At 36.7% G+C, this 23398-nt stretch carries 22 protein-coding genes and 1 pseudogene; 11 read left to right on the forward strand and 12 right to left on the reverse strand.

The annotated features are described in order from the left end of the window. The first annotated feature begins 290 nt into the window (after window positions 1-290). Complete coding sequence (locus J576_RS03210; RefSeq protein WP_002053467.1) at window positions 291-1052, forward strand: hypothetical protein; 762 nt, start codon at window positions 291-293, stop codon at window positions 1050-1052. A 59-nt stretch (window positions 1053-1111) separates the two neighbouring features. On the opposite strand, the gene J576_RS20390 is transcribed toward J576_RS03210, so the two are convergent. After that, complete coding sequence (locus tag J576_RS20390) at window positions 1112-1456, reverse strand: hypothetical protein (RefSeq protein WP_155758097.1); 345 nt, start codon at window positions 1454-1456, stop codon at window positions 1112-1114. Between the two features lie 315 nt (window positions 1457-1771). Here J576_RS20390 and J576_RS03220 point away from each other — a divergent pair, with 315 nt between their 5' ends. The 4 genes from J576_RS03220 to J576_RS03230 are packed head-to-tail and all read left to right on the forward strand — an operon-like array spanning window position 1772 to window position 3050. Next, on the forward strand, window positions 1772-2026 hold the full coding sequence (locus tag J576_RS03220; RefSeq protein ID WP_002053455.1) for a hypothetical protein: 255 nt from the start codon (window positions 1772-1774) through the stop codon (window positions 2024-2026). A gap of 2 nt (window positions 2027-2028) precedes the next feature. Continuing rightward, entirely contained in the window at window positions 2029-2157 is a 129-nt protein-coding gene (locus J576_RS20540) for a hypothetical protein (protein ID WP_002053253.1), read from the forward strand. Continuing rightward, window positions 2158-2382: a hypothetical protein gene (locus tag J576_RS03225; RefSeq protein ID WP_002053356.1), complete on the forward strand. Its 225-nt coding sequence runs from the start codon at window positions 2158-2160 to the stop codon at window positions 2380-2382. 14 nt (window positions 2383-2396) lie between these two features. Then, window positions 2397-3050, forward strand: coding sequence for a hypothetical protein (locus J576_RS03230; protein WP_002053358.1), 654 nt, complete (start codon window positions 2397-2399; stop codon window positions 3048-3050). A 67-nt stretch (window positions 3051-3117) separates the two neighbouring features. On the opposite strand, the gene J576_RS03235 is transcribed toward J576_RS03230, so the two are convergent. Both J576_RS03235 and J576_RS03240 read right to left on the reverse strand, forming a co-directional pair. Further along, window positions 3118-4053 carry a YagK/YfjJ domain-containing protein gene (locus J576_RS03235; RefSeq protein WP_002053470.1) on the reverse strand — a complete coding sequence of 312 codons (936 nt, stop codon included), beginning with the start codon at window positions 4051-4053 and terminating at the stop codon, window positions 3118-3120. A 407-nt stretch (window positions 4054-4460) separates the two neighbouring features. Next, window positions 4461-6098: a helix-turn-helix domain-containing protein gene (locus J576_RS03240; protein WP_033855502.1), complete on the reverse strand. Its 1638-nt coding sequence runs from the start codon at window positions 6096-6098 to the stop codon at window positions 4461-4463. A gap of 165 nt (window positions 6099-6263) precedes the next feature. Between J576_RS03240 and J576_RS03245 the strand changes: the two genes are divergently transcribed. Further along, on the forward strand, window positions 6264-7190 hold the full coding sequence (locus J576_RS03245; RefSeq protein ID WP_002053248.1) for a hypothetical protein: 927 nt from the start codon (window positions 6264-6266) through the stop codon (window positions 7188-7190). Between the two features lie 2 nt (window positions 7191-7192). On the opposite strand, the gene J576_RS03250 is transcribed toward J576_RS03245, so the two are convergent. Then, window positions 7193-8089 (reverse strand): hypothetical protein, encoded by an 897-nt coding sequence (locus J576_RS03250; RefSeq protein WP_002053239.1) that lies wholly within the window; start codon window positions 8087-8089, stop codon window positions 7193-7195. 221 nt (window positions 8090-8310) lie between these two features. Between J576_RS03250 and J576_RS03255 the strand changes: the two genes are divergently transcribed. Continuing rightward, on the forward strand, window positions 8311-8532 hold the full coding sequence (locus tag J576_RS03255; RefSeq protein ID WP_000541019.1) for a hypothetical protein: 222 nt from the start codon (window positions 8311-8313) through the stop codon (window positions 8530-8532). Here the strand turns inward: J576_RS03255 and J576_RS03260 are convergent. The 3 genes and pseudogenes from J576_RS03260 to J576_RS03265 all read right to left on the reverse strand — a co-directional run bounded on the left by J576_RS03260 (window position 8525) and on the right by J576_RS03265 (window position 11106). Next, entirely contained in the window at window positions 8525-9724 is a 1200-nt protein-coding gene (locus tag J576_RS03260) for a tyrosine-type recombinase/integrase (protein WP_002053261.1), read from the reverse strand. The genes J576_RS03255 and J576_RS03260 overlap by 8 nt on opposite strands. Window positions 9725-9943: 219 nt before the next feature. Then, window positions 9944-10015 (reverse strand): annotated as a pseudogene (locus J576_RS20625) (hypothetical protein); the annotation flags it as partial. Window positions 10016-10242: 227 nt separating this feature from the next. Continuing rightward, window positions 10243-11106 carry a heme oxygenase-like domain-containing protein gene (locus J576_RS03265; RefSeq protein WP_033855503.1) on the reverse strand — a complete coding sequence of 288 codons (864 nt, stop codon included), beginning with the start codon at window positions 11104-11106 and terminating at the stop codon, window positions 10243-10245. A 330-nt stretch (window positions 11107-11436) separates the two neighbouring features. Between J576_RS03265 and J576_RS03270 the strand changes: the two genes are divergently transcribed. After that, window positions 11437-12009: a TetR/AcrR family transcriptional regulator gene (locus J576_RS03270; RefSeq protein ID WP_033855504.1), complete on the forward strand. Its 573-nt coding sequence runs from the start codon at window positions 11437-11439 to the stop codon at window positions 12007-12009. 234 nt (window positions 12010-12243) lie between these two features. Here the strand turns inward: J576_RS03270 and J576_RS03275 are convergent, their stop codons facing one another. From J576_RS03275 to J576_RS03295, 5 genes are all read right to left on the reverse strand, one after another. Next, window positions 12244-12807: a TetR/AcrR family transcriptional regulator gene (locus J576_RS03275; protein ID WP_002053434.1), complete on the reverse strand. Its 564-nt coding sequence runs from the start codon at window positions 12805-12807 to the stop codon at window positions 12244-12246. A 603-nt stretch (window positions 12808-13410) separates the two neighbouring features. Beyond that, complete coding sequence (locus J576_RS03280; protein WP_004710647.1) at window positions 13411-15465, reverse strand: bifunctional diguanylate cyclase/phosphodiesterase; 2055 nt, start codon at window positions 15463-15465, stop codon at window positions 13411-13413. A 462-nt stretch (window positions 15466-15927) separates the two neighbouring features. After that, window positions 15928-16944, reverse strand: coding sequence for a ketol-acid reductoisomerase (gene ilvC / locus J576_RS03285; RefSeq protein WP_002053209.1), 1017 nt, complete (start codon window positions 16942-16944; stop codon window positions 15928-15930). A gap of 32 nt (window positions 16945-16976) precedes the next feature. Further along, entirely contained in the window at window positions 16977-17468 is a 492-nt protein-coding gene (ilvN, locus tag J576_RS03290) for an acetolactate synthase small subunit (RefSeq protein ID WP_001215920.1), read from the reverse strand. Continuing rightward, complete coding sequence (locus J576_RS03295; protein ID WP_033855505.1) at window positions 17468-19192, reverse strand: acetolactate synthase 3 large subunit; 1725 nt, start codon at window positions 19190-19192, stop codon at window positions 17468-17470. The genes ilvN and J576_RS03295 overlap by 1 nt, the downstream gene beginning before the upstream one ends. Window positions 19193-19695: 503 nt before the next feature. Here J576_RS03295 and J576_RS03300 point away from each other — a divergent pair. The 3 genes from J576_RS03300 (at window position 19696) to J576_RS03310 (ending at window position 23398) form a co-directional block, all read left to right on the forward strand. Then, window positions 19696-20049 (forward strand): DUF4124 domain-containing protein, encoded by a 354-nt coding sequence (locus J576_RS03300; RefSeq protein ID WP_002053283.1) that lies wholly within the window; start codon window positions 19696-19698, stop codon window positions 20047-20049. A gap of 187 nt (window positions 20050-20236) precedes the next feature. Next, window positions 20237-22861 (forward strand): leucine--tRNA ligase, encoded by a 2625-nt coding sequence (leuS, locus tag J576_RS03305; protein WP_033855506.1) that lies wholly within the window; start codon window positions 20237-20239, stop codon window positions 22859-22861. Window positions 22862-22888: 27 nt separating this feature from the next. After that, on the forward strand, window positions 22889-23398 hold the full coding sequence (locus J576_RS03310) for an LPS-assembly lipoprotein LptE (protein ID WP_002053498.1): 510 nt from the start codon (window positions 22889-22891) through the stop codon (window positions 23396-23398).

The following is a 23398-nucleotide window of genomic DNA, read 5'->3' on the forward strand; positions in this document are numbered from 1 at the left end:
TATATGAAATTATTTGGAATATAGCCCTGACCAAGCTATTATTTTAATGATCTCAAAGAGTTGATGCTCTTACCGTCATTTCCCGCTCTTTTAAAGAGCCGTCGGTCTAGTTTTCACTGCTTTAATTTACTGCAAAAGATTCTCATTTTGATGGTCTCTAATGACTGTATGCAGACGAACAAAACTTGATCTGAGATCATCACTTACAAGAGGACAAGCTTTACTCAAAAAAGCTGAACAACCTCGTTTTTATTTATAGTTATAACTTTCAAATAAGATGGAAAATTCCCATGAATACCAGCAATAGCCCTACAGGAAGCAATACCTCAACAGCAGAGACTAAGTTTCTTGAAATACCCATAGTTCAATTTGTCATTTTTATTATCATCACTGGCACTTACTTTTTTGGTATCTATCATTTTTTTGGGGTTGATTTTAATAAAATAAAAGCACTTGAACCCAATGCCCTTGGGGATTTTCTAGCGGGAACATTTGCCCCATTAGGATTCATTTTATTAATTCTAGGTTATATGCTCAATACAAGCGCCTTGAAAATTCAAGCCCAAGAACTTAGAAATAGCGTACAAGAACAGCAAGCATTAGTTGAAACAGCTAAAAATGAGTATGATTTGCTGATCACCCAATATAATCAAAACCAAAGTAATTTAGCTAATCAACGTAGCGATCAAGAGTTAAAAGATGAGCTGAATTCAATGCCTGTTATCCAGTTTAAATTCGCAGGAAATTACAACTATTTTGAAGTCATTAATATCGGCTCTCCCGTTATTGATATTTCTTTAATTAAAGGCCAAAACATTGAGCATATGACCTCTTACATTCCTGTACTGAAAACGAATACCACAACACGAGAAGTCACAATTACAATTTCTGCAAATAAAGACGCTATCTTTAGTTTTGAAATGGTATTTAAGACGACTAAGGGGTTAAAATATAAACAAAAATTTAAAAATGACAGATCAGAGTTTGATCATAATTTATTTATTATTACAGCTCAAAATGACCCTGAAAAAATTGAAATTATAGACTGCTAATCCCTCTTAGCATCATCAAGATATATTTCCACTTCATGATGAAGTGGAAATATACAAATTCAATCAGCGCTCTTGGATTCTGCTTTACTTCCATAATCAATGATATAAATGTCTCCAGCAATGACCAACCTCAAGCCTGCACAAGCATTCAATATAAATCGATCATTTATTGTCATTGTTAAATAAACCCCTAACCTCACATAAAATGCATTTTCTACCTTTGATTTTATTTGTTTTTTCATATCACTTGATTGACTCAGCGAAACCTTAATTTTATCATTCAACTGCTGACCTACATCGTCAGTCGGTTTTAGCAGACCGTTCAGCCAAAGCACACTAAAAAGTATATCTTTTTGGTGGGCGACCCTGCGTGCCCCCTCTGCGGCGGAACGGGAGGGGGACACCTTCGGGTGTGCTGATCCTTTGGCTATCAGTCTGCTAACCCTCTTTCGTTTCGCCACCATTATTTAGCAGTAAAGTGGTGAAGCTTCTTTCATAGCCAAAGGAGTCATACCCATGACTAAGTTTTTCCTATCTATATTGTATTCCCTGAAACAATTTTATATTCCTCTGTTGCATTAACAGCATTCATAAATTTTTGCTTATTTGACTAATCTAAACGCTGTCTAGCCTTGGAAAGCTTTGTCGCATCTACACTTTAGTCCATTCAGCAAAATTTATTACACATCAAATAACACAATAAAAAATTAGGGGAAATGATGAAAATTCAAACTTCACTTGTACTCATCTCTGTTGCATTAATGGCTTCAGGTTGTGCCAGTAAAACCGAACGTCAGTTTATTAGTGGTTGTAAAACAGGTGGCATTGATGGCAGTACCTGTTCATGTATTTACGACAAACTTGAAAATAAATATGGGGAAGATGGGCTTAAAGAAAACCTCTACACCTTGCAGCAAACTGAATCCTTCCAAAAAGATATGGTCAATATTTCCTATCAGTGCATGAAGGAATAACCATGAGAACACTTGCTGGCATCATCTGCATCATTGCAGTGATTTGCTTTTTAGGTTTGCCATTTATTGGCTTCATGATCGTAATGGGAATTTTTATTGCATTAGCAAAATATGCAATGGGGGGAAAGTAAATGAATTCAAATATTAAAACAGGTTTGATTAGTGTCTATTTGATAATTGGTTTCTTCTTTGCCATCTATCAACACTTTTGGGGGCAGTATAACTACAAGTCTTTTGCCTACAACATTGGTCAAGGCTTAGTTTGGCCTGCGGTAATGTTTCCAACAGTGGGGAAAATCGTTGGTGGAATTTTGATTCTATGTTTGGTCGGCTTTCTGACCATGCGTTCTAAGTAAAGGCGTAGCTAGATATGAAAAAAATACTTTCCACTGTGATGTTATCTAGTTTACTGATGGCATGTAATCAGAATAATCAGCCAACTCAGAATAGTACAACGGATCAAGCATCTAGTTCACCCAATGCTTCTGCTCAGAATGAACAATCCAAATACGCCCCATATAGCAAGGATGAGGTTGAAGCCAAAGTACAAGCTTTAACTCAGATTGTGGAAAATGATACTGAGTATCTGCCTGCTGCGGTCAAACAAGCTCAGTCATTTCTTGAGAGTTGGGATAAATATCCCGAAGCACTCAAATCCATGATGGAGTCTGATCTTAATCCAAACAATGCTGAATATAGCAATCATATTCCCATGGAAATGGAACAGCCTGCATTATCTGTTCGTGCTCAAATTACCAGTCGTGAGTCTCAATCTGCATTTAATGTACAAGGAGCGATTGAATATATTTTAGAGATTCAGTCCACAAACGATCAACCTTTTGTTCTTCAAGGTATGAGCATTAATCGTGGTCGTTGTGGTTATTACACCGCAGATTTCCATAGCAAGATGCCTGTGCAAATGAGTTATAGCTCAACGGTATCGTACTTGTTGAAATGTCGTGGTGATCAAGTGCTTGAAGCTGAGTTGACAACCGACCAAGGCAATGTCAGTTTATCTTTTTGATGTCAGTAAATATGAAATAGAGAACATAGCATTACCAGTGTTCTCTATTCTCAAAATGACCTATTCTTTATATGCCTCTTCGCCAATCCAGATCAAACTGACTAATCCCAAATGACCTCATTTTAGGGGATGTCTTGGCACGTAAGCGTTGTTCTACTTTTTTGGGATTCACTAAATATAGACCAGCACGAATAGCATTCTCGACTTGTTTTTGCTGATTTCTATGAATCATTCCTATACCAAGCAAACCATTGACCTCAAACTTTTCTTTATTCTCTTTTCGGTTACAGTTGAAATAACACCCTTGATTATTAGTAATGTATTGTTGCCAGTACTTCCCTACTTCCTCTCCTAACCATTCATCGCCGTCACGCATATTGCCATCATAAATAAGTAATAAATGGCAGTGATAGCCCTTCTTAGCACCTTGCTCAAATGCCCAAACACACCCTTGTAAATGACGAAAGCAGGAATCTTTATTTGACATCCTATTCCGTAATATTTCCAAAGCCCTATGAAAATCCTCAACATCCCAATTCGCTTGATGTTCTTGAAAGATTCCTACATCTACTCGTACAAAAACCAACCTAGCATAATGATTGAGTATTTTGTTCAAATAGCGTTCTAATTCAATTTGATTTTTTCGTTCTTGATATTTAAATTTATGAATATCTAGAAAAGAACTTTTCATTTCATACTGAATCATACCTTGGATATGAAAGATATGATTGAGTTCAAACCGTAGAATATCTTCATAAATCTGAAAATCCAGTTTTTCCATGATGTAATCGACAAGGATAATCACCCTTGTAAAAACTTGTATGATTTTGGAATAGCTCAGATCAAATCTATAAATCTGCTTAAACAGCACTACCGCTTCTAATAATTCTCGTTTGAACTCATCATGATCATCAATGAATTGCTCATGGCATGTACTAATCATAAAATCTTCGATTGAGATAAGAATGGAAGATTCATTGGCTAATGGAATATTTGGGGACATTGGTTTTCTCTTGAAATATAAGCTTCATATCTAAGAGTGAGATGTAAAATTTTACTGACAATGATTCTAAAGCAGGATGTTGTGGTCATCCTGCTCAGCTGAATATGCTTTAAGACTTTGGAACATACTATAGGGTTAATTCAGAATGTTTTAACTCATTGGAATCTATACGTTGTATAGCCCATTTTGAGTATGGGCTATACTGAACTAAGCAACTCATTGTACTTACTCAACTAGATAAGATATTGTTTATATTATTAATATATTACTTATAGATAATTATATAAGATACCTGTTAAGTACCTTAAGCTATTGCCTCGGTAAGATCATTGAACCATATGATGCTAACCATCGATGTATCCTAATATACATCGAAATTTGCTTAGGCTAAAGTTACGCCAATATAGTTAAATATTAACTAAGCAATCTACCTCCCTACATTCCACAGGAAGCAAACCAAAATCTTGTAATTGCTGTAAACTTGGTGAGTCAAAAGAACTGAAATTTGAATCACGATTTTTGTGTTGTTGACTCTCGGAAAAGTCCTCATCTGTTTCATCCAATAAGTAAAACTCATTTGCTCGTAGGGTTGGATCAATCATAAAAATGCAGCTATATATTTGTTGATGATATGAACGAGGCATAATACTGAAAGGCTTCAACTGCTTAATATTACTTTGCTTAGCAAGGAACGGATAAAGCTTATTGTTTGCAATAAATGTCAGTAAAAAACTAATTAAGAAGGTAACACTTTGAATTTCTTGTTCGAAGAATCTACTCAAATCGCGATCATTTATCTGAAGCAAAGAACTTAGCTTAAGGTTTTTTTCAAGCCTCTTGAGATCATATACTTCTACAACATCAAAATTTAGTAATAATTGCTTCAATCTAGTTGAGGAGGAATATAACTCTAAACTCCACTGCTCCAAATAACACTGAAATAATGCGCAAGCCATTAAAGCGTTAGCAAAATTATTCGACTTGGTGTCCAACTCATTATAACTTATGACTTCTTTCAACCACTTCTTAGCTACAGGGTGCTTTTTTAATTCAAAGTAACCACTCAATAAATTAAGAACAAGCTTCTTTTCTAAATCATCCTGAGCCATTCTGGATGAATTTTCAAAATTGAATACCGTTCGCTGGCATAAGCGATCACTCAAGATTCTAGGTTCATGCTGTATCAAACTGATATATGCTGAATGTGGATCATGTCTAAAATTTAAATAATAGTCCAATTCTCTATTAAAGGTTTCAAACAACTGAAGTAAACGACCTACCCGTTGTACTTCAAAAAGCTGAGTGGGTTTACTTTTCTCAATATAAAATCGACCATATCGAGCTTTATCCCCCCAAAGCTCATGCGATAAGTTGAGTGCGTAAAATGGATTCATTCGACTGATAATCTTGCTTGATTGAGTCCCATCGACTCGTGTACGAATGAGTCCCTGTTGCTTTAATTTTTTGATACACCGAAAGATCGCATCTTTAGACAGTCCTGTTTTATGCTTTAATTTATGAATTCCGCATTTATTGGTAATTCCAAATTGATTACTATGTCTAACCAATACCATTAATACCAATGCCGTTTTGAAATCTATTTTTCCAAATAATATCGGTTTAGTATGTTGTAAGTGATGTACATAAAAGTCATTTAATTTGGTATCGACAAGGTGAAAAAAAAGAGCCTTCAGCGGAAGTTCATGATTCATCATCTTAGAGAACCATCGCTCTTTCTCAAAATCACCTATCGTTTTTACACTCCCCCAAAGACCAAACATTTCAATATCTATTCTTACAAATTCTTTGCAAGATTTTTCATCAATTCCTCTAACAATTATTTGATGCTCTTGTAACTCATTCAGCGTTGTCTGCAATTTTTTATCATGAAATACAAACTTCTTTGAACTCATTGCAGATGTTAAACAAAATTCTTGCCCTCCATACATTTGAATTATTTGGAGTAACAACCATCGTGCTGTTGGGCTCAAAGTAATAGGAGAAAATTCATGAGCAAGTAAAAAAAGTAAAAATCTATCTTCCATGAAGCTATCGAACACTACCCACTTGTAATTTCACAAATATGGATGATAAAACTCATATACGCAACCATTAAAATTTAGTAAATATTAATTTAACATTATAGTTAACATTAACTTACTAATAAGTTAATATTATTCCTGTTATTAATTTCATAAGAAATGCTCATCATGACAAGACCATACGAACATTTTGAAAATTGGATGAAGAAAGACAGTAAAGCTAAGGAAGATTTCATCCAAAAAAATAAAGATGCATGGAGCAAATTAATCCCAAAACAATTTACAGTGTCTATATCCCAACCCCAAATCCTATTCGGTTATGATCAAGAACAAGCCATACTTTCGACAAAAGAATTTGTCGCCGCATCTAAAGATTTCTATGAAACCATTCGTAAAAAATTTAGGGAGCACAAGCACCAAACCTCTAAACAGCACAAAAGCCGTATTCAGGCAAGAATAAGTAAAAGCTCAACATCCAAGCTTGAACAAATCAAAAAAAAGCTTGAACATAGCAGTGCTTCAGGGACACTTGAACATGTCATTAATAGTTTTGATGAAGACAAATTAAAGCAACAAATTCAAATTAATAAATTACAGGAACAAATTCAAAAACTGCGAGATTTTGAAGCGTATCTAAATAGTAAGCACAAATTAGAGCTTGAGACAGCACATGCACTCAATCAGAAAATTCAGGATTACTTATTCAGCCAATGGGTTTCAACCCAGCAAAAATTGGAAGTCCTAGAAAACCAATTTCCGAATGAAGATGACCTTGACCAAATTTATGCTTCTCAAAGTGACGAAGAAAAGGAGAACTCTCGTAGGATAATAAAATCGAATTTACAATCTGATTTTAATAACAACCTTCTCCGCATAAAAGCGACACTGGAACTCAAATCAGAAACCACAAATCCCCTTCATACAACTCTTGCGCCTATTTCTGAAAACGATTACCCACCTATTTATCCACGACCTTCAGGATTTACTAAACAAGGAGAAATTATTCATGATGGCATAGAAGAAAAAACTGATAACAAACAGAGAGCTGTGCCAGAGTACCTTACAAACCCAATAAAACTATTCACCAACAAATAAGCTTAAATTGGATTCAATATTTCCTTCAATATTTCAGGCTGTTCCCTCAGCCAATGAATGATCGTTTCATCCAAATACACGGTGTTGTTATATGGTATTTTGTAATTCAAATGCTTAAGCATGAATGAAGGATTTTTTGAATGAAGAATACTGTCTAATTTTTTAATTTCAGTTTGAATTTTATCGATCTTTTTAGCTCTTACAGCAGATGTTACTTTTTTACGTTTTATTGAATTATCTAAAAGTGGTTCAGACTTGAGCGTATCTTCTTGTTCAAGTTTTTGAAGCTCCGCTTGCATCAAGTTCATTTGAGATTTGATCCAAATGAGATCATATTTTTCAAACTCTTTTATTAATATAGGAATTATTGAAGTGACCGCCTGATTCAGGCTATCCCATTTATGCCCACGTTGAGCAAGTTGCTCACGTAAAACGCTAAGTATTATTTCACGTCTTGGGTATAAATTTTTAGTGTGACTTGCCATCGCTGCCCTTACTGCTTTGGCTTGTCTTTCAAGCGTCGAGTTATAGATTAAATATAGCTCTCCACCCAATGCATCCACATACGCCATTAAAATGTTTGAATAATGATTTTTTTGGAGCGTCTTTTTTAACTGATCCATCCCTTGTCTTAAGCTATTGATCTGAGTAAGAAGTTCAAAAATTTGAGTAGGCTTAAAAGGAATTGATTTAAGATCGCCACTCGCCTCTATCAGACTTAAGGCTTGCTCACTGAGTGAAAAATCATTATCTTTCATTCGAAGCATAATTTTTTCTTTCATAGCTGCATATAATGGATTCCCAAACTCTGCCACCAAATCACACTGATAGTAGTAACAGAAATTTTCAACAATGTTTTGTTCAAGTAATGCTAAATATGAAGTTATTTTTGATTCCATAATTTTTTAATCCTTTATTTAACAAAACATTATAACCTGATAATGCTAAATTTTTTTTATACATGAGTACTGATCTACTTTAATCCTTTTCTAAATTTTATAGTGACCTCATCAACAAACAGAACTAATGACTTAAAAATACGCGTTGCTCTCTGACCTGTATTTAAAGCTGGAAATTAGTTCTTTCATCTAATTGTTATTACTACAAAAGGATCAAAGGTATGGGCTACTTAACATCTAAAGAAATTCGCCACAAACTTAAAAATTGCTCTCCTTCAACATTATGGCGTTACCAACAACCTAATCAAAAAATGTTCGAACAACCGATGCCACAACCTATTAAAAAATGTGCTGGCTCTTCTAGTCTTTGGGATGAAGAAATGTTTAATGAATGGCTACTCAAATATTTCAATAACAACCAAATGAGTAATCTGTCTAGCTAGACAGATTACTTAACTTTTTCCACCATTTTTTATAAGCTTTCGACATCTCTTTTTGATAATCATAATAGTCATATGTCCCCTGTTCCCCAGGCATCACATGACCAACCATCAGTTCCGCAACATCCCTACTCGTAAACGCACTGAAATTTGTCCTTGCTGTACGCCGTAAATCATGCATAGACCAATGATCCATTTCAAATTTATAATTCTTCCTTGCAAATTGCATGAAGTTATAAGGGGTATCTGTTGGCCCACTACGCCCCATTGGCTCTTTGCCATTTTCATGTGGGAAAATGTATTCAGAATTACTCAAATCCATTGCAGACTGAAGCCACGGTTTGATCTCATCAATAATAGGTCGAACAATGTCCCCTTTACTTTCTCCTGTCTTATGATTTTCATACGGTACTGTCCATGTATTTTTACTAAAATCAAAATCTGATTTCCGTGCAAGCCTCAACTCACTATATCGATTACCATAAAACAAACATAACTTGAGAAATAAAACATTCCTTAATGATGTTCTAGACTCATCACAAATTTTAAAAATTAAAGACAACTCATCATCTTGTAATACTCGAACAGTTTTATTTTTCTTAATATTCAAGTCACGTTTTCCAGTGATATGTCTTATAGGGTTTTGCTCAATTAATTTTCGATTGATCCCCCAATCCAAACACTGCTTTGTATTCGTAAGAATGCGATCAGTTATCGATGGCGACTGTTTAAATTGCTCTTCTAGTAAATCTAACCACATATGTAATGTGATTTGCTCAGCAGGTATGCCGCCTAACTTTGGGAAAACATAAAGTTCAAATGATCTCAAATATTGATCTGCATTCTTTTTATTAGGAATACTATATTTCGCATGCCACTCACGAAATAACGCTTCAAAAGTTATAGCCTCTGTGATCTTGTGAAGTTCTACTTTTTTATGAATACGTGGGTCATGTCCCTTTTCTAAAATTGCTTTCATTTTCTGCAATTCAATACGAGCTTCTTTAAGGCTCATATTTGGATAGGTTCCCAAGTCTAAACGAGCTTGCTTATCGTTATATCGAAAACGCATCTGAAAAGTGAGCTTTCCTTTTTGCGATACACGAACGCTCAATCCATCTTGATCAGGCTCTGTATGTATAGCTGAACGTTCACGATCTAGATTCTTCTTAAGCCAAGTATCTGTTAAAGGCATTTTACTCCACCTGTGTACATATTTTTTTCAAGTAGCTAATTCTAGAAAATATGTACACACATATGTACACAAACATACTGACTAGACTTGAAATCCATTGAACGGGGTTGAAAGATATATCAGATAAAGAATAGCAATATTTTTATATTTTTACAGTACTTACAATGATTTTATTATTATATTTGAAATAGGTTGAATGGGCTTGAATAGATATCAAATATTTGGGTGGGAAATAATAGCAAATGTGCGTCGTTGAGCGACCTGTGCCGCTAACTCATCTTTAAAACTCATGAAATACACCTACTGCGGAGACTGCAGTGCCAAAGATCTAAAGTCGATCAAAATAAAAATTGGCGTAATTGTAGCAGATTTATAGGTACTGTTTAGAGATTGTTGAGTTGTTGGCCCGTGTTTTCATATTTGAAATAACTTTGGTGAAAATATAAAAATTTGGGTCCTCACACCAATAAAAAAGCCTGTCCAATATAAACAGGCTTTTACGAGTGAACTTAAAAAACTTATGCCAACTTCTTTTCTTCAATAAAATGAACATCGGCAATTTGTGCATCCCAAAACTCAGTCCACAATGCACAATAATCAAGACATAGTTTGGTCAAGCTTTCATAATCATCTTTGGTAATCGCTTGTGCTAATGCAAACCACAAGTCGTCTTGATGATCATCGTCAGCAGCTTCTGCTGTTTCATCTGTTGAGACGCCGTGGACGTGATAATAACCACCACCCTCAACATCAATATTAACGAACTTGGTGGCTTGTCTTAATGGCGGGCTAAAAAGAATAAACTCTTCTTCTGCTACAGCCAATAAAGCCACTACATTCATATAGCTATCATAAGAAGCTTCTAAAAATGTTCTCACCTGATCTGCAATTTTTGATGGTTTATAATTACGGCGGTCGTCCTCAGACAAACCGTAGTCATTTAATAAATCTTCATATAATGGATAATGTGCGTATTCAGGGTTTCCTAAATAATAATTATCTTTACCCAAACCCGGTCTAAAACCAAATTCATCTAATATATTTAGGCTTAATAACACACGTGGAAACATTTTGGCGCCAGAGTGAAGCTTTGGTTCCAATTGCTTTGTTAAAAACTGTGCCTGTAATAAAGCATCAGTAAAAATTTGTACGATGGCATGACGATATTCTAAATGAATACGTGTCAAGGTTTGTTTATCAAGATAACCGTTATTTAATATTTCAATGGCTGGATGATGACTTACTGGTAAATGTGCAATTCTATTCCTTAACTGTTTGAGAAATTGTAAGTTTTCTTCCCACTGTTGGGCAGAAATACTATTTTTCATACCTTGTAATGCTTTTTGTCTTGGATTATCAAAGTCTTCAAATTTTTTTGACATAATCATTCTCAATAAAAAGTTTTTCTTATAGTTAAGCTAAGGCTTATCCCTCTATTTCCATTTCGCACTCAATTGCTAAAAGGATAAATTCCATATACCCATACTTAACGAGTCGATATTATGTTTATTATCTCAACAAATCAATGGATTAATTAATATTATTTAAAAAAGTAAACTATTGCCAATAAAAAATATATATTATTGTTTTTTAAAATAAACCAAACTATTGAATAAATATAATTTTTTAAATATCATAAAATAAGTTTTATTTAAGCTTTCATACTTTACAATAGCAAAGTTAATCAAAAAATATCTATGACGGGGCAACCAATGTCAAAAAGAGAAACGATTATAACAACAGCAATGACCCTTTTTAATCAGAAAAGTTATACCTCAATTGGGGTAGACAAAATTATTGCTGAGTCCAATGTTGCAAAAATGACTTTCTATAAGTACTTCTCTTCTAAAGAAGTTTTAATTGAAGAATGCCTTCAGCGAAGAATTTTGGAAGTGCAGGCTTCTTTACTAGAAAAGGTAAACCGCGCACATGATCCGTTAAATAAACTTAAAAATGTTTTTAACTGGTATATAGACTGGATTAATACTGAAGATTTTTATGGTTGTTTATTTAAAAAAGCGACTATAGAAGTTTTACAAATGTATCCATCCATTAAAAGCCAAGTGAACCAATATAGACGATGGATTTATGACTTAGTAGTCTCTATGTTTTTAGAGCTAGAAATTGAAGATCCAACAGTTCTAAGCAGCCTTTTTTTAAATATTATTGATGGGCTTATTATCGATGGCACCATTAATAAACCAGAAATTAATGCTGAAAGAACATGGTCTTATATAAATAAACTCATTGAGCTTGAAACAACGCAGAGCTGTGCGGCTGCGTAAATAGATTTAATTATTTATGATGCTATCTCATAAATAAACCTTTTTTTAACCCATACGAAAGCTTGAATACATACTCTTTTACATGAACAGACTTGTTTCATCTTCTTAGCTATATATAGATTAGGCCGTTATGTTTTAAATGCATAGCGGCCTTATTTTATATAAGCTCAAGCTTTTCTTAAAAAAATTTATTAATAAAACTCTAATGTTAGTTAAGCTCATCTATTTAATTAATTAATCACTAAGAAAAATACTTTTTAAAATATATTGCAATAACAGTTCTCTATTATCAGCCTTTGTTTCATCTAGTAGTTGAATAATGGCACCATCAATTACAAATAAAAACATATGAGCATCTTTTTTAGTAGCATCGTTCTTCGCTGTTAAAAGCAATTTATAAACTTCATCAATTAACCATTGACGGTACTGTATAACCACTTGATAGGCTGTAGGGTAAATTTTTTCAATTTCAAAAATAGCTCTAAATGGCAAATAATAATGCCCTTCCAGATTGACATGTAAAAAGAATATTTCCTTTAACTTTTCACGCACCACTAAATCTTTTTGTGTGTAAATAATTGAGAAGACTTTTTCTTTTAAAGCATCTTTTTGAAAGTTTAAACTCATTTCAATAAGCCGCTCTTTAGACTGAAAATATTTATAAAACGTGGTTTTGGTCACTTCCGCTTCTTCTACAATGCGGTCTACACCAACGTTGTGAAAACCATGGTCATTAAAAAGATAACGAGATGTATGAAGCACACTTAACGCGCGAAATGAGAGATCTGAATATGGCATATATGTACCGTTATAAAATAATTTGTTGTTGTGTCTAAATGAGATAAAACAGCCGCAACTTTTGCTCTAGGCAAAAAAGCATGCAAAGGCCCCAAAGATGGCCCTAGGGCATCTCAAGTTTTATTGTTGATATGATTTTTTAGTCGTGACGAACTAAAGCCTGAAAACTCGAAAGTGATCAAACTGTGTTAAAGACTAACTGGGAGGTGTAAAAAAAGTATGCACAGCCAACTCCTTATATGGGGAGTTCTGCCAAAGCATTAATAAAGAATTATGGTGGCAGAACGAAAGAGGGTTGACAGACTGGTACGACGCCAGCACACCCGAAGGTGTCCCTCTCCCGTCCTACCGCTACGGGAGGAGACGAGGAGCTTACACACAGAACTATCCCTCAGACGGGAAAACTCTGATGCGGTCGTATGTGGTCTGTCAAAACCACCTGGCAATGTAGGCCAGCAGGCAAAGGATAATCTGAGAGTTTAGAAGTGTCAATGTGGAATTTATGACAAGTTTTTAAAATTCTTATTATTTTTCATTAGATTAACTAAATTATTATTTTAGATATTATATAAAGTTGTAATTTTAAAATTTATCACAAGTTCGTTAAACAAAATGAGCGCCTTGTGACTGAATCAGTTGCCCTACATTTACAGGCATTCCTAACAAGTAACCTTGGAACTGCTGACAGCCTAAACGCGTTAAAATTTCGACTTGCTGCTGAGTTTCCACTCCTTCGGCTGTTACGGTTAAACCTAACTTTTTCGCCAAATGAATAATACTTTCTAAAATGACTTCTTCTTTTGAGCCCGGTTTTAAATCGACAATAAAACCACGGTCAATTTTAAGCTCATCGACTGGTAAGTCTTTTAAATATAAGAAGCTTGAGTGCCCTGTTCCAAAGTCATCAATTGCGACACGAATGCCCATATCACGCAGCCGTTCACAAGCACGAATGCTTAAGTCGATATGCCGCATTGCAGTTGATTCAGTAATTTCAATAATGAGGTGATGAGGCTTAATTTGGTATTTTTTTAACAAACCTTCGAGGGTACTAAAGAGCTTTTTATTTTCAAACTGCAAAGCCGATAAATTGACTGCGATTGGATAAAACTGGGTATTGCTACGTTCCCATTCTTGAATTTGCTGGCAAGCTTGCTCAAGTGCCCAATATCCCATTGGAATAATTAAACCTGTCTTTTCTGCGCCACCAATAAACATATGTGGTGTCAGCATACCTAAAGATGGATGATTCCAGCGAATGAGCGCCTCTACCCCACAAATCTCAAGATTGGTATTAAATTTAGGTTGGTAATAGAGAACAAATTGTTTTTCTTCGACTGCTTTATATAAATCATTGATCAGTTTTGACTGACTTCTGGTTTCTTGTTGATGGGTTGAATAACTAAAGACGGTGTAAGTATTGCGGCCCTGCTCTTTAGACATCAGCATGGCAGCATCGGCATTCATTAACAGGTCTTGAACATTTTGCCCATGTTCAGGGAACAATGCGATGCCAAGGCTTGCCGAAATGTTAATTTCTTTACCGGAAATCTGGTAACTGTCTTGAATAAGCTGCAATACTTTTTCAGCAAGTTGCATTGCCTCTTCAGTATCGGTATTTTCAGCTATTAATAAAAACTCATCTCCGCCAATCCTAAGCAACTTACATTTTTCATTGAGTTGCCAATGTAAGCGATTGGCCATTTGTATAAGCAGTTGATCACCAATGTGGTGACCAAAGGCATCATTTACCGATTTAAAACGGTCTAAATCAATATAGAGAAAAGCAATTTTCTGGTCTTTATAACGATGATCTGACAAAAGAACTTCTGCGTAATCAACTAAATAAAGTCGGTTTGGTAGTTTAGTTAAGTTATCTTGAATGGAGAGATTGGCGAGTTCTTTATTGGCTTTACGGAGTTCTAAATTTCGTTGGTTCAGTCGTTGTTCCAGCACGGCGACAATAAAACTCGCGACCAGCACCAGACATGTAACCAGAATAATAGTAAACAGCAACAGGTCATGTTCAGCCTGATATTGGCTCACAAATTTATCGGTAATATTAGTCGCAATGAGTGCCGTATAGTGCATGCCCATAATGCTTAAAGTCATCATGACTGCAAAAGCGAGTTTTAAACTTACTCGATTACGCTCGCTCTCTTTTAATTTATAGGCCAACAAAAAAGCTAGACCTGAACCACTCATGGCAATTAAGACAGAAAATAAAATGAGAAATGAGGTGTAATCTTTCTTATAAATATCAATATTCCAGCCCAGCATACTCACATAATATGAAGCTGAAATACCAATTCCCATAATGACTGAGCTTAAAACCAACCTAAATAATGGTAGTGTAAAACGGGAAGTGAGCCAAATTGCCACACAAGAAAGTACAGCACTAATACCAAAAGAAAGCGTAATTAAAGAAAGATTAGCGTTGGCAGTTTCAAATAAATGATAAGCATGCATACCAACAATATGGACAATACTAATAGCCGCAGCGAGTAATAATCCATTAAATAATAAAATAAGCGGTTCAATCTTTTGATAGGCTTGCTTAAATATTAATTGCTCCATGGAAATCACAATATAGCAAATAGCGCCAGCCGCAATAAAAGAGCCGACGATCAATGTGCTATCGTAATCAACATGACCCATATTGGACTTCCATGATTATTCAATACTTTTTTTTATTTTGTTCAATTCATTGCACAAAATACAATTAAACACGTTAAAGAAAAATAGTAAATTCGACTTTTTTGGTCAGTTATAAACAATAACATTATCTAACATTTGGTCAAGTATTTTTTACTTTAGAAATCAATAAAGTAAACAAAAATTAAGCATCCAATTATATGAAAAATATAGGATTTCTTAAATCTAGGTCAATTGACCTTAATGATGTTTTTTTAAGCTTATTTTAGCTGCTCTAAAATAAAAAAACCCTGCATGAAGCAGGGTCTTTTTAAACAATAGAAAAGAGTATTAGTTTTTCTCTTTATCTACGATCTTGTTTGCTTGAATCCAAGGTATGAGCGAGGACTAGTAGAGCATTGCTCTACCCGAGCGCAAGAGCGAAGTTTTACTTCGCTAACGCGCGTTTCAAGCTAAAGAAAAAACTTAGTTTTTCTCTTTATCTACGATCTTGTTTGCTTGAATCCAAGGCATCATCGCACGTAATTTAGCACCAGTTTGTTCAATACCGTGTGCAGCATTTTGACGACGACGAGCTGTCATAGATGGGTAGTTTAACGCACCTTCTTGGATGAACATCTTCGCGTATTCACCAGATTGAATACGTTTTAATGCATTACGCATAGCTTCACGAGACTGTTCGTTAATTACTTCAGGACCAGTTACGTATTCACCGTACTCAGCGTTGTTAGAAACTGAGTAGTTCATGTCAGCGATACCGCCTTCGAACATCAAGTCAACGATTAACTTAAGTTCGTGTAAGCATTCGAAGTAAGCCATTTCTGGTGCATAACCAGCTTCAACCAAAGTTTCGAAGCCCATTTTAACAAGTTCAACTGCACCACCACAAAGAACTGCTTGCTCACCGAATAAGTCAGTTTCAGTTTCTTCACGGAATGAAGTTTCGATAATACCTGTACGACCACCACCTACGCCAGAAGCGTAAGAAAGTGCAACGTTACGTGCATTACCAGAAGCGTCTTGGTGAATCGCGATTAGGTCAGGAACACCTGAACCACGTTGGAATTCAGAACGTACAGTGTGACCAGGAGCTTTAGGCGCAACCATGATTACGTCTAAGTCTTTACGTGGAACAACTTGGTTATATAGAACAGAGAAACCATGAGCAAATGCTAAAGTCGCGCCTTCTTTGATGTTTGGCTCAATCACGTCACGGTAAAGTTGTGATTGGAATTCATCTGGAGTCAAAATCATTACGAGGTCAGCTTGCTTAACTGCTGCTGGGACTTCAGCAACTTTAAGACCAGCGTTTTCAGCTTTCTTCCAAGAAGCTGAACCTGCACGTAAACCTACAGTTACGTCTACGCCTGAGTCTTTAAGGTTAAGTGCATGAGCATGACCTTGAGAACCGTAACCAATAATCGCAACTTTCTTGCCTTGGATGATTGATAAGTCACAGTCTTTATCGTAAAAAATTTGCATTTGTGTTCTCCGCTAAAATACTTTTTAAAAAATTAAATGGCTAAAACTTTTTCGCCACGGGCGATACCTGATACACCTGAGCGAACGACTTCAAGAATGGTGTTTTCTGCAAGCGCATCGATAAAACCATCTAATTTTTCAGTTGTCCCTGCTATTTGAATGGTATAGGTCGTTGGTGTCACGTCTACAATTTGCGCACGGAAAATATCCGCAGTGCGCTTAATTTCGGCACGTGATGCACCTAATGCTTTTACTTTGATTAGCATAAGTTCACGTTCAATGTGTGAACCTTCTGATAAATCAACTACTTTTACCACCTCAACAAGTTTGTTGAGCTGTTTCGTAATTTGTTCGATCTTATGGTCATCACCATAAGTCGTTAACGTCAAACGCGATAATGTCGGATCTTCGGTTGGTGCAACATTTAAAGTTTCAATGTTGTAGTTACGTTGGCTGAATAAGCCCACCAAACGAGAAAGCGCACCAGCTTCGTTTTCAACGAGTACAGAAATAATATGTCTCATTAAATGCGCTCCCCTTTAGAAATCCACATGTCACGCATAGATTGACCTGCAACCTGCATTGGATAAACGTGTTCGCTACGGTCAACCATAACGTTGATAAATACGCATTTATCATTGATGGCCATTGCTTCTGCAAGCTTAGATTCAAGTTCATCGGCATGATTAATTTGAATGCCTACATGACCATAAGCTTCCATCAACTTGGCAAAGTCAGGTAATGACTCAACATAAGAACTTGAATGACGACCTTCATAGTTCATATCTTGCCATTGTTTCACCATACCAAAAGCACGGTTGTTCAAGCAAAAGATTTTTACGTTAAAGCCATATTGTTTACAGGTTGAAAGTTCCTGAATACACATCTGAATTGAAGCTTCACCCGTAATACAAACAACTTGTTGGTCAGGGAAAGCAAGCTTCGCAGCCATTGCATAAGGTAAGCCAACACCCATGGTGCCAAGACCACCTGAGTTGATCCATTGACGAGGACGTTTGTACTTATAATAAAGTGCACCAAACATCTGATGTTGACCAACGTCAGAAGTAATGATGGCATCACCATTGGTTACTTTATATAAAGTTTCAACAACCTGCTGTGGCTTCATGGTGCCATCAGATGGGTTTTCATATTTCAAACCATGAACTTTGCGCCATTCATTAATTTGAGACCACCAAGCCGCAATTGCTTCAGGATTTGGTTTAGACACATTTAACTGTTTTAACTGTGCCAACATTTCTTGAAGAACAGGCTCTACTGCACCAACGATCGGAATATGCGCCATAATCGTTTTTGAAATGGTCGCAGGATCGATATCGACATGAATCACTTTTGAGTTCGGGCAGAATTTGGCTGGGTTATTTGTTACGCGGTCATCAAAACGCGCACCAATCGCCAAAATTACATCTGCATGGTGCATTGCCATATTGGCTTCGTATGTACCGTGCATGCCCAACATGCCAATAAACTGTGGATCGTCGCCCGGGAATCCGCCTAACCCCATAAGTGTGTTAGTTACCGGATAACCAAGTAAATGTGCAAGTTCGGTTAATAACGCAGAAGCATTACCTTGTACGACACCACCGCCTGTATAAATAACAGGACGTTTTGCAGTAAGTAATTCATCAATTGCTTTACGAATTTGACCAGAGTGGCCACGTGAAGGCGGTTGATATGAACGCATCTTCACTTTTTCAGGGTATTCGTAGGCAAACTTTTCTGCAGGGTTCGTCGCATCTTTAGGAATATCAACTACAACTGGACCAGGGCGCCCACTTGACGCGATATAGAATGCTTTTTTAATAATTGCAGGGATTTCACTCGCGTGACGGACCTGAAAGCTGTGTTTCACGATAGGACGTGAAATACCAACCATGTCAGTTTCCTGGAAAGCGTCTTCACCAATCAGATGTGATGCAACCTGGCCAGACAAAATCACCATTGGGATTGAGTCCATATAAGCTGTTGCAATTGGAGTTACTGTATTGGTTGCGCCCGGACCAGAAGTGACCAGTACTACGCCAGTCTTACCTGTAGCACGCGAGTAGGCATCTGCCATATGACCAGCAGCTTGCTCATGGCGCACGAGGTAATGATTGATTTTGTCTTGTTGAAATAGCGCATCATAAATATGTAATACAGCGCCGCCTGGATAACCAAAAACATGTTCAACGCCTTCGTCCGCAAGAGCACGAACGAGCATTTCACCACCAGATAAAAGTTCCAACGTGATTCACCCTAAAATTTTTATCACTATTTATGGAAGGCACAAATAGTGTTTCATTCATTGAATTGTCTGCACTGTTATAGCACACATATTGTCTAGTTTTCGTTGCAATAGAAAAATTTCTGTTTTTCAGCCGTATAAGCTGTTTTAACATTAATAAAGCATGTCTGGATATACATACTTTAGTAAAATCAATCTCTCGGCTAGAGAGAATGTCTATTACAAAACATGATATTTATTCGAAGGGTGATCGAGTAAATACATATAAAACTAGAGAAAGCATTTTTGTTGTTTCTATATACAAAGTCAAGAATAAAGAAATGGTTTTTCCATAAAAAGTTTTAGCTGTTGTTTTTTTAATCTAATCTTAAGCCGTAAATTTGTTCATTCCCTCTCCATTTTTATTAAAAAAACACTCTTTTTTATATAAAACCATGCATTCTAAATTGCTTATTTATAAACTTTATTTAAATATAGTCAGTATTTTTTGGGGAACATCTAATATGAATTTATCTTATTTAAAAACAAGCTTATATACAGCAATCATCACAGCAATTTTAGTTTGCTCAACTCAAAGTCAAGCCGAGCAATATTATAAATGGGTAGATAAAAACGGCTCGACACATTACACCACGACGCCACCACCTAAGGGTGCGAAACATTTGAACAAAGTTTCAACTTACGGTACCCAGCCTTCTGTAAAGAATCCGACATCAAACACAGAACAACCAGCTCAGACTAAAACAGATAAAGCCGTACCAGAAGCAGCTAACGCCACGCAGGAAAAAACTGCGCCTGCAGTAGCAGCTCCACCTGCTGCACCCGCACCTGCTCCATCAGCTTCAGCACCACGATAAGTAAAATGAGAGTGGTGAATACTTTCACCACTCTTCTCGGATTTAAAATAAAGAAGAATAAGTTGGGAAATTTTTATAGCGCATATTAAAAGATAAAATCGTGATCTAAAAACTGACATTTTCCTCTATTTTGCGCTATGCTGTGCAGCAATCTTTCATTTCAATTTTCGTTGTATAGCTTACGTCTATGACTATTTCTCACATTGACCCAGAATATCAAGCAAACACGATTGAACCATCCGTCCAACAAGATTGGGAAAATCGTAAAGTCTTTAAAGTTGCCGACACTGTCGAAGGTAAACATCGTTACATCCTGTCAATGTTCCCTTACCCAAGTGGCAAACTGCACATGGGTCATGTGCGTAACTATACAATTGGCGACGTAATTAGCCGTTTCTATCGTTTAAAAGGCGAAACCGTACTACAACCTATGGGTTGGGACGCTTTTGGTTTGCCTGCGGAAAACGCTGCAATTGCCCATAAAGTTGCTCCGGCAAAATGGACATTTGAAAACATCGCTTATATGCGTGACCAATTAAAAAAATTAGGTTTATCTGTTGATTGGGACCGTGAATTTGCAACGTGTACACCAGAGTACTACCACTGGGAACAATGGTTGTTTGTTCAGCTTTATAAAAAAGGTTTGATCTACCGTAAACTTTCAACAGTGAACTGGGATCCGGTTGACCAAACAGTTTTGGCAAACGAACAAGTTGAAAATGGTCGCGGATGGCGCTCTGGTGCATTGGTCGAAAAACGCGATATTCCAATGTACTACTTCCGTATTACGGACTATGCACAAGAATTATTAGACGACCTAGACACACTACAAGACGGCTGGCCTCAACAAGTGTTGACCATGCAACGTAACTGGATTGGTCGCTCTACAGGTATGGAAATTACTTTCCCATCTGCTAATACCGAAATTTATGCTGACGGCTTAACCGTTTATACAACACGTGCTGATACGCTTATGGGCGTAACATACGTTGCTGTTGCAGCAGAACACCCTCTTGCGCTTAAAGCTGCTGAAAATAACCCTGAATTAGCTGCATTTATTGAAGAATGCCGCATGGGTTCAGTTGCAGAAGCTGACTTGGCAACAGCCGAGAAAAAAGGCATGGCAACAGGCTTGTTTGTAAAACACCCTGTAACTGGTGAAGAGCTTCCTATCTGGATCGCAAACTACGTATTAATGTCTTACGGTTCTGGCGCAGTAATGGCTGTACCAGCACATGACGAACGTGATTTTGAATTTGCAAACAAGTTCAACTTGCCAATTAAGCAAGTGATTGATGCCAAAGGCGCTGACGATGCAGACTACTCTGCAACTGAGTGGCAAGAATGGTACGGTTCTAAAGAAGGTAAACTTGTTAACTCTGGCGAGTTTGACGGTTTAGAATTCCAAGCTGCGTTTGACGCATTCCTTGCGAAATTAGAGCCACAAGGTTTAGCAAACTCTAAAGTTCAATTCCGTTTACGTGACTGGGGTGTTTCTCGTCAACGTTACTGGGGTTGTCCAATTCCAATGATTAACTGTGATACTTGTGGTCAAGTCACAGTTCCAGAAGACCAACTTCCGGTTGTATTACCAACTGACGTTGTTCCAGATGGTTCAGGTAACCCGCTTAATAAAATGCCTGAATTCTATGAAACAAAATGTCCTTGCTGTGGTGGCGATGCACGCCGTGAAACAGATACATTGGATACATTCGTAGAGTCATCTTGGTACTACGCACGCTATGCGTCTCCAGACTTCACTGGCGGTATGGTTAAACCTGAAGCAGCTCAAAACTGGCTTCCTGTAAACCAATATATTGGTGGTGTTGAACACGCGATTCTTCACTTACTTTATGCACGTTTCTTCCACAAATTAATGCGTGATGAAGGCGTTGTACAAGGTAATGAACCATTTACTAACTTGTTAACTCAAGGCATGGTGCTTGCAGATACATTCTATCGTGAAGCGGAAAATGGTAAGAAAACTTGGTTCAACCCTGCTGACATCGAATTAGAACGTGATGAGAAAGGTCGCATCATTTCTGCAAAATATTCAGGTGATGGTCAAGAAGTGATTATCGGCGGACAAGAAAAAATGTCTAAGTCGAAAAATAACGGTATTGACCCAAAAGCCATTATTGATCAATACGGCGCAGATACAGCACGTGTATTTATGATGTTTGCTGCTCCACCAGATCAATCTTTAGAATGGTCTGATGCAGGTGTTGAAGGCGCAAACCGTTTCTTGAAACGTGTATGGCGTCTGGTAGCAAGCTTCCTTGAAAAAGGAAACGCTGCAACTGCAATCGATACGGCAAACTTGTCTAAAGACGCTCAAGATTTACGTCGTAAGACTCACGAAACGATTCAAAAAGTAAGTGATGATATTGAACGTCGTCATGCATTCAATACTGCAATTGCCGCGTTAATGGAATTATTAAACGCAAGCAATAAGTTTGAAGCAAAAGATGACAACGACGTTGCTGTAGAACGTGAAGCAATCACAACATTGTTAACGTTACTTGCTCCATTTGCTCCGCATTTAAGCCAGACTTTATTGGCTCAGTTTGGTACGGACTTAACAGAAGCAACTTTCCCTGAAGTTGATGCTTCTGCGTTAACACGCAATACCCAAACGATTGTTGTACAAGTAAATGGTAAACTTCGCGGTAAACTTGAAGTTTCTGTTGATATTTCTAAAGATGAATTATTAGCTCAAGCTAAAGCGTTACCAGAAGTTCAACAGTTCTTAACAGGACCAACCAAAAAAGAAATTGTGGTTCCAAACAAATTGGTTAACCTCGTGGTTTAATTACAGGTATTAATGAGAGGATCAAGCATGCACTTAGCCCAACGTTTAGCCGCTGTTGTTTTAACCTTAGGCCTTAGTGCAGGCTTAGTCGGGTGTGGTTTCCATTTAAAAGGAACTAACCCGACTGCGACTCCACTTGTTTATAAAAAGTTGAGCCTTGAGTTACCGGCAAAAACCGATGACTTAGAAACACAATTAAAAGTGTACTTAACAGCAAATGGCGTTCAGCTCACCAATGACAACGACGCCTATGTTCTTCATGTTTTAGAGTACACGCCTCGTCGTCAACTTCTAAATGGTAAGCTTACAGAAGTTCTATTACGTCTGACTGTGACTTTCCAAATTGAAGACCGTCAAGGGAATAAAATTACCGAGCCACGTACTTTAACCGCAGCTCGTAGTTATCAATATGACTTGGCAACTGTCAACACTGAAAACCAGCAAGAAGGTTACTTGCAACGTATTGTGATTGATGACATTGCTCAGCAAATTACTCGTCAAATTTCAGCTAATCGCTTACCAAAAGCTCAACCATAA

This window comes from Acinetobacter sp. 766875, from assembly GCF_000582055.1.
Classification (GTDB): domain Bacteria; phylum Pseudomonadota; class Gammaproteobacteria; order Pseudomonadales; family Moraxellaceae; genus Acinetobacter; species Acinetobacter nosocomialis.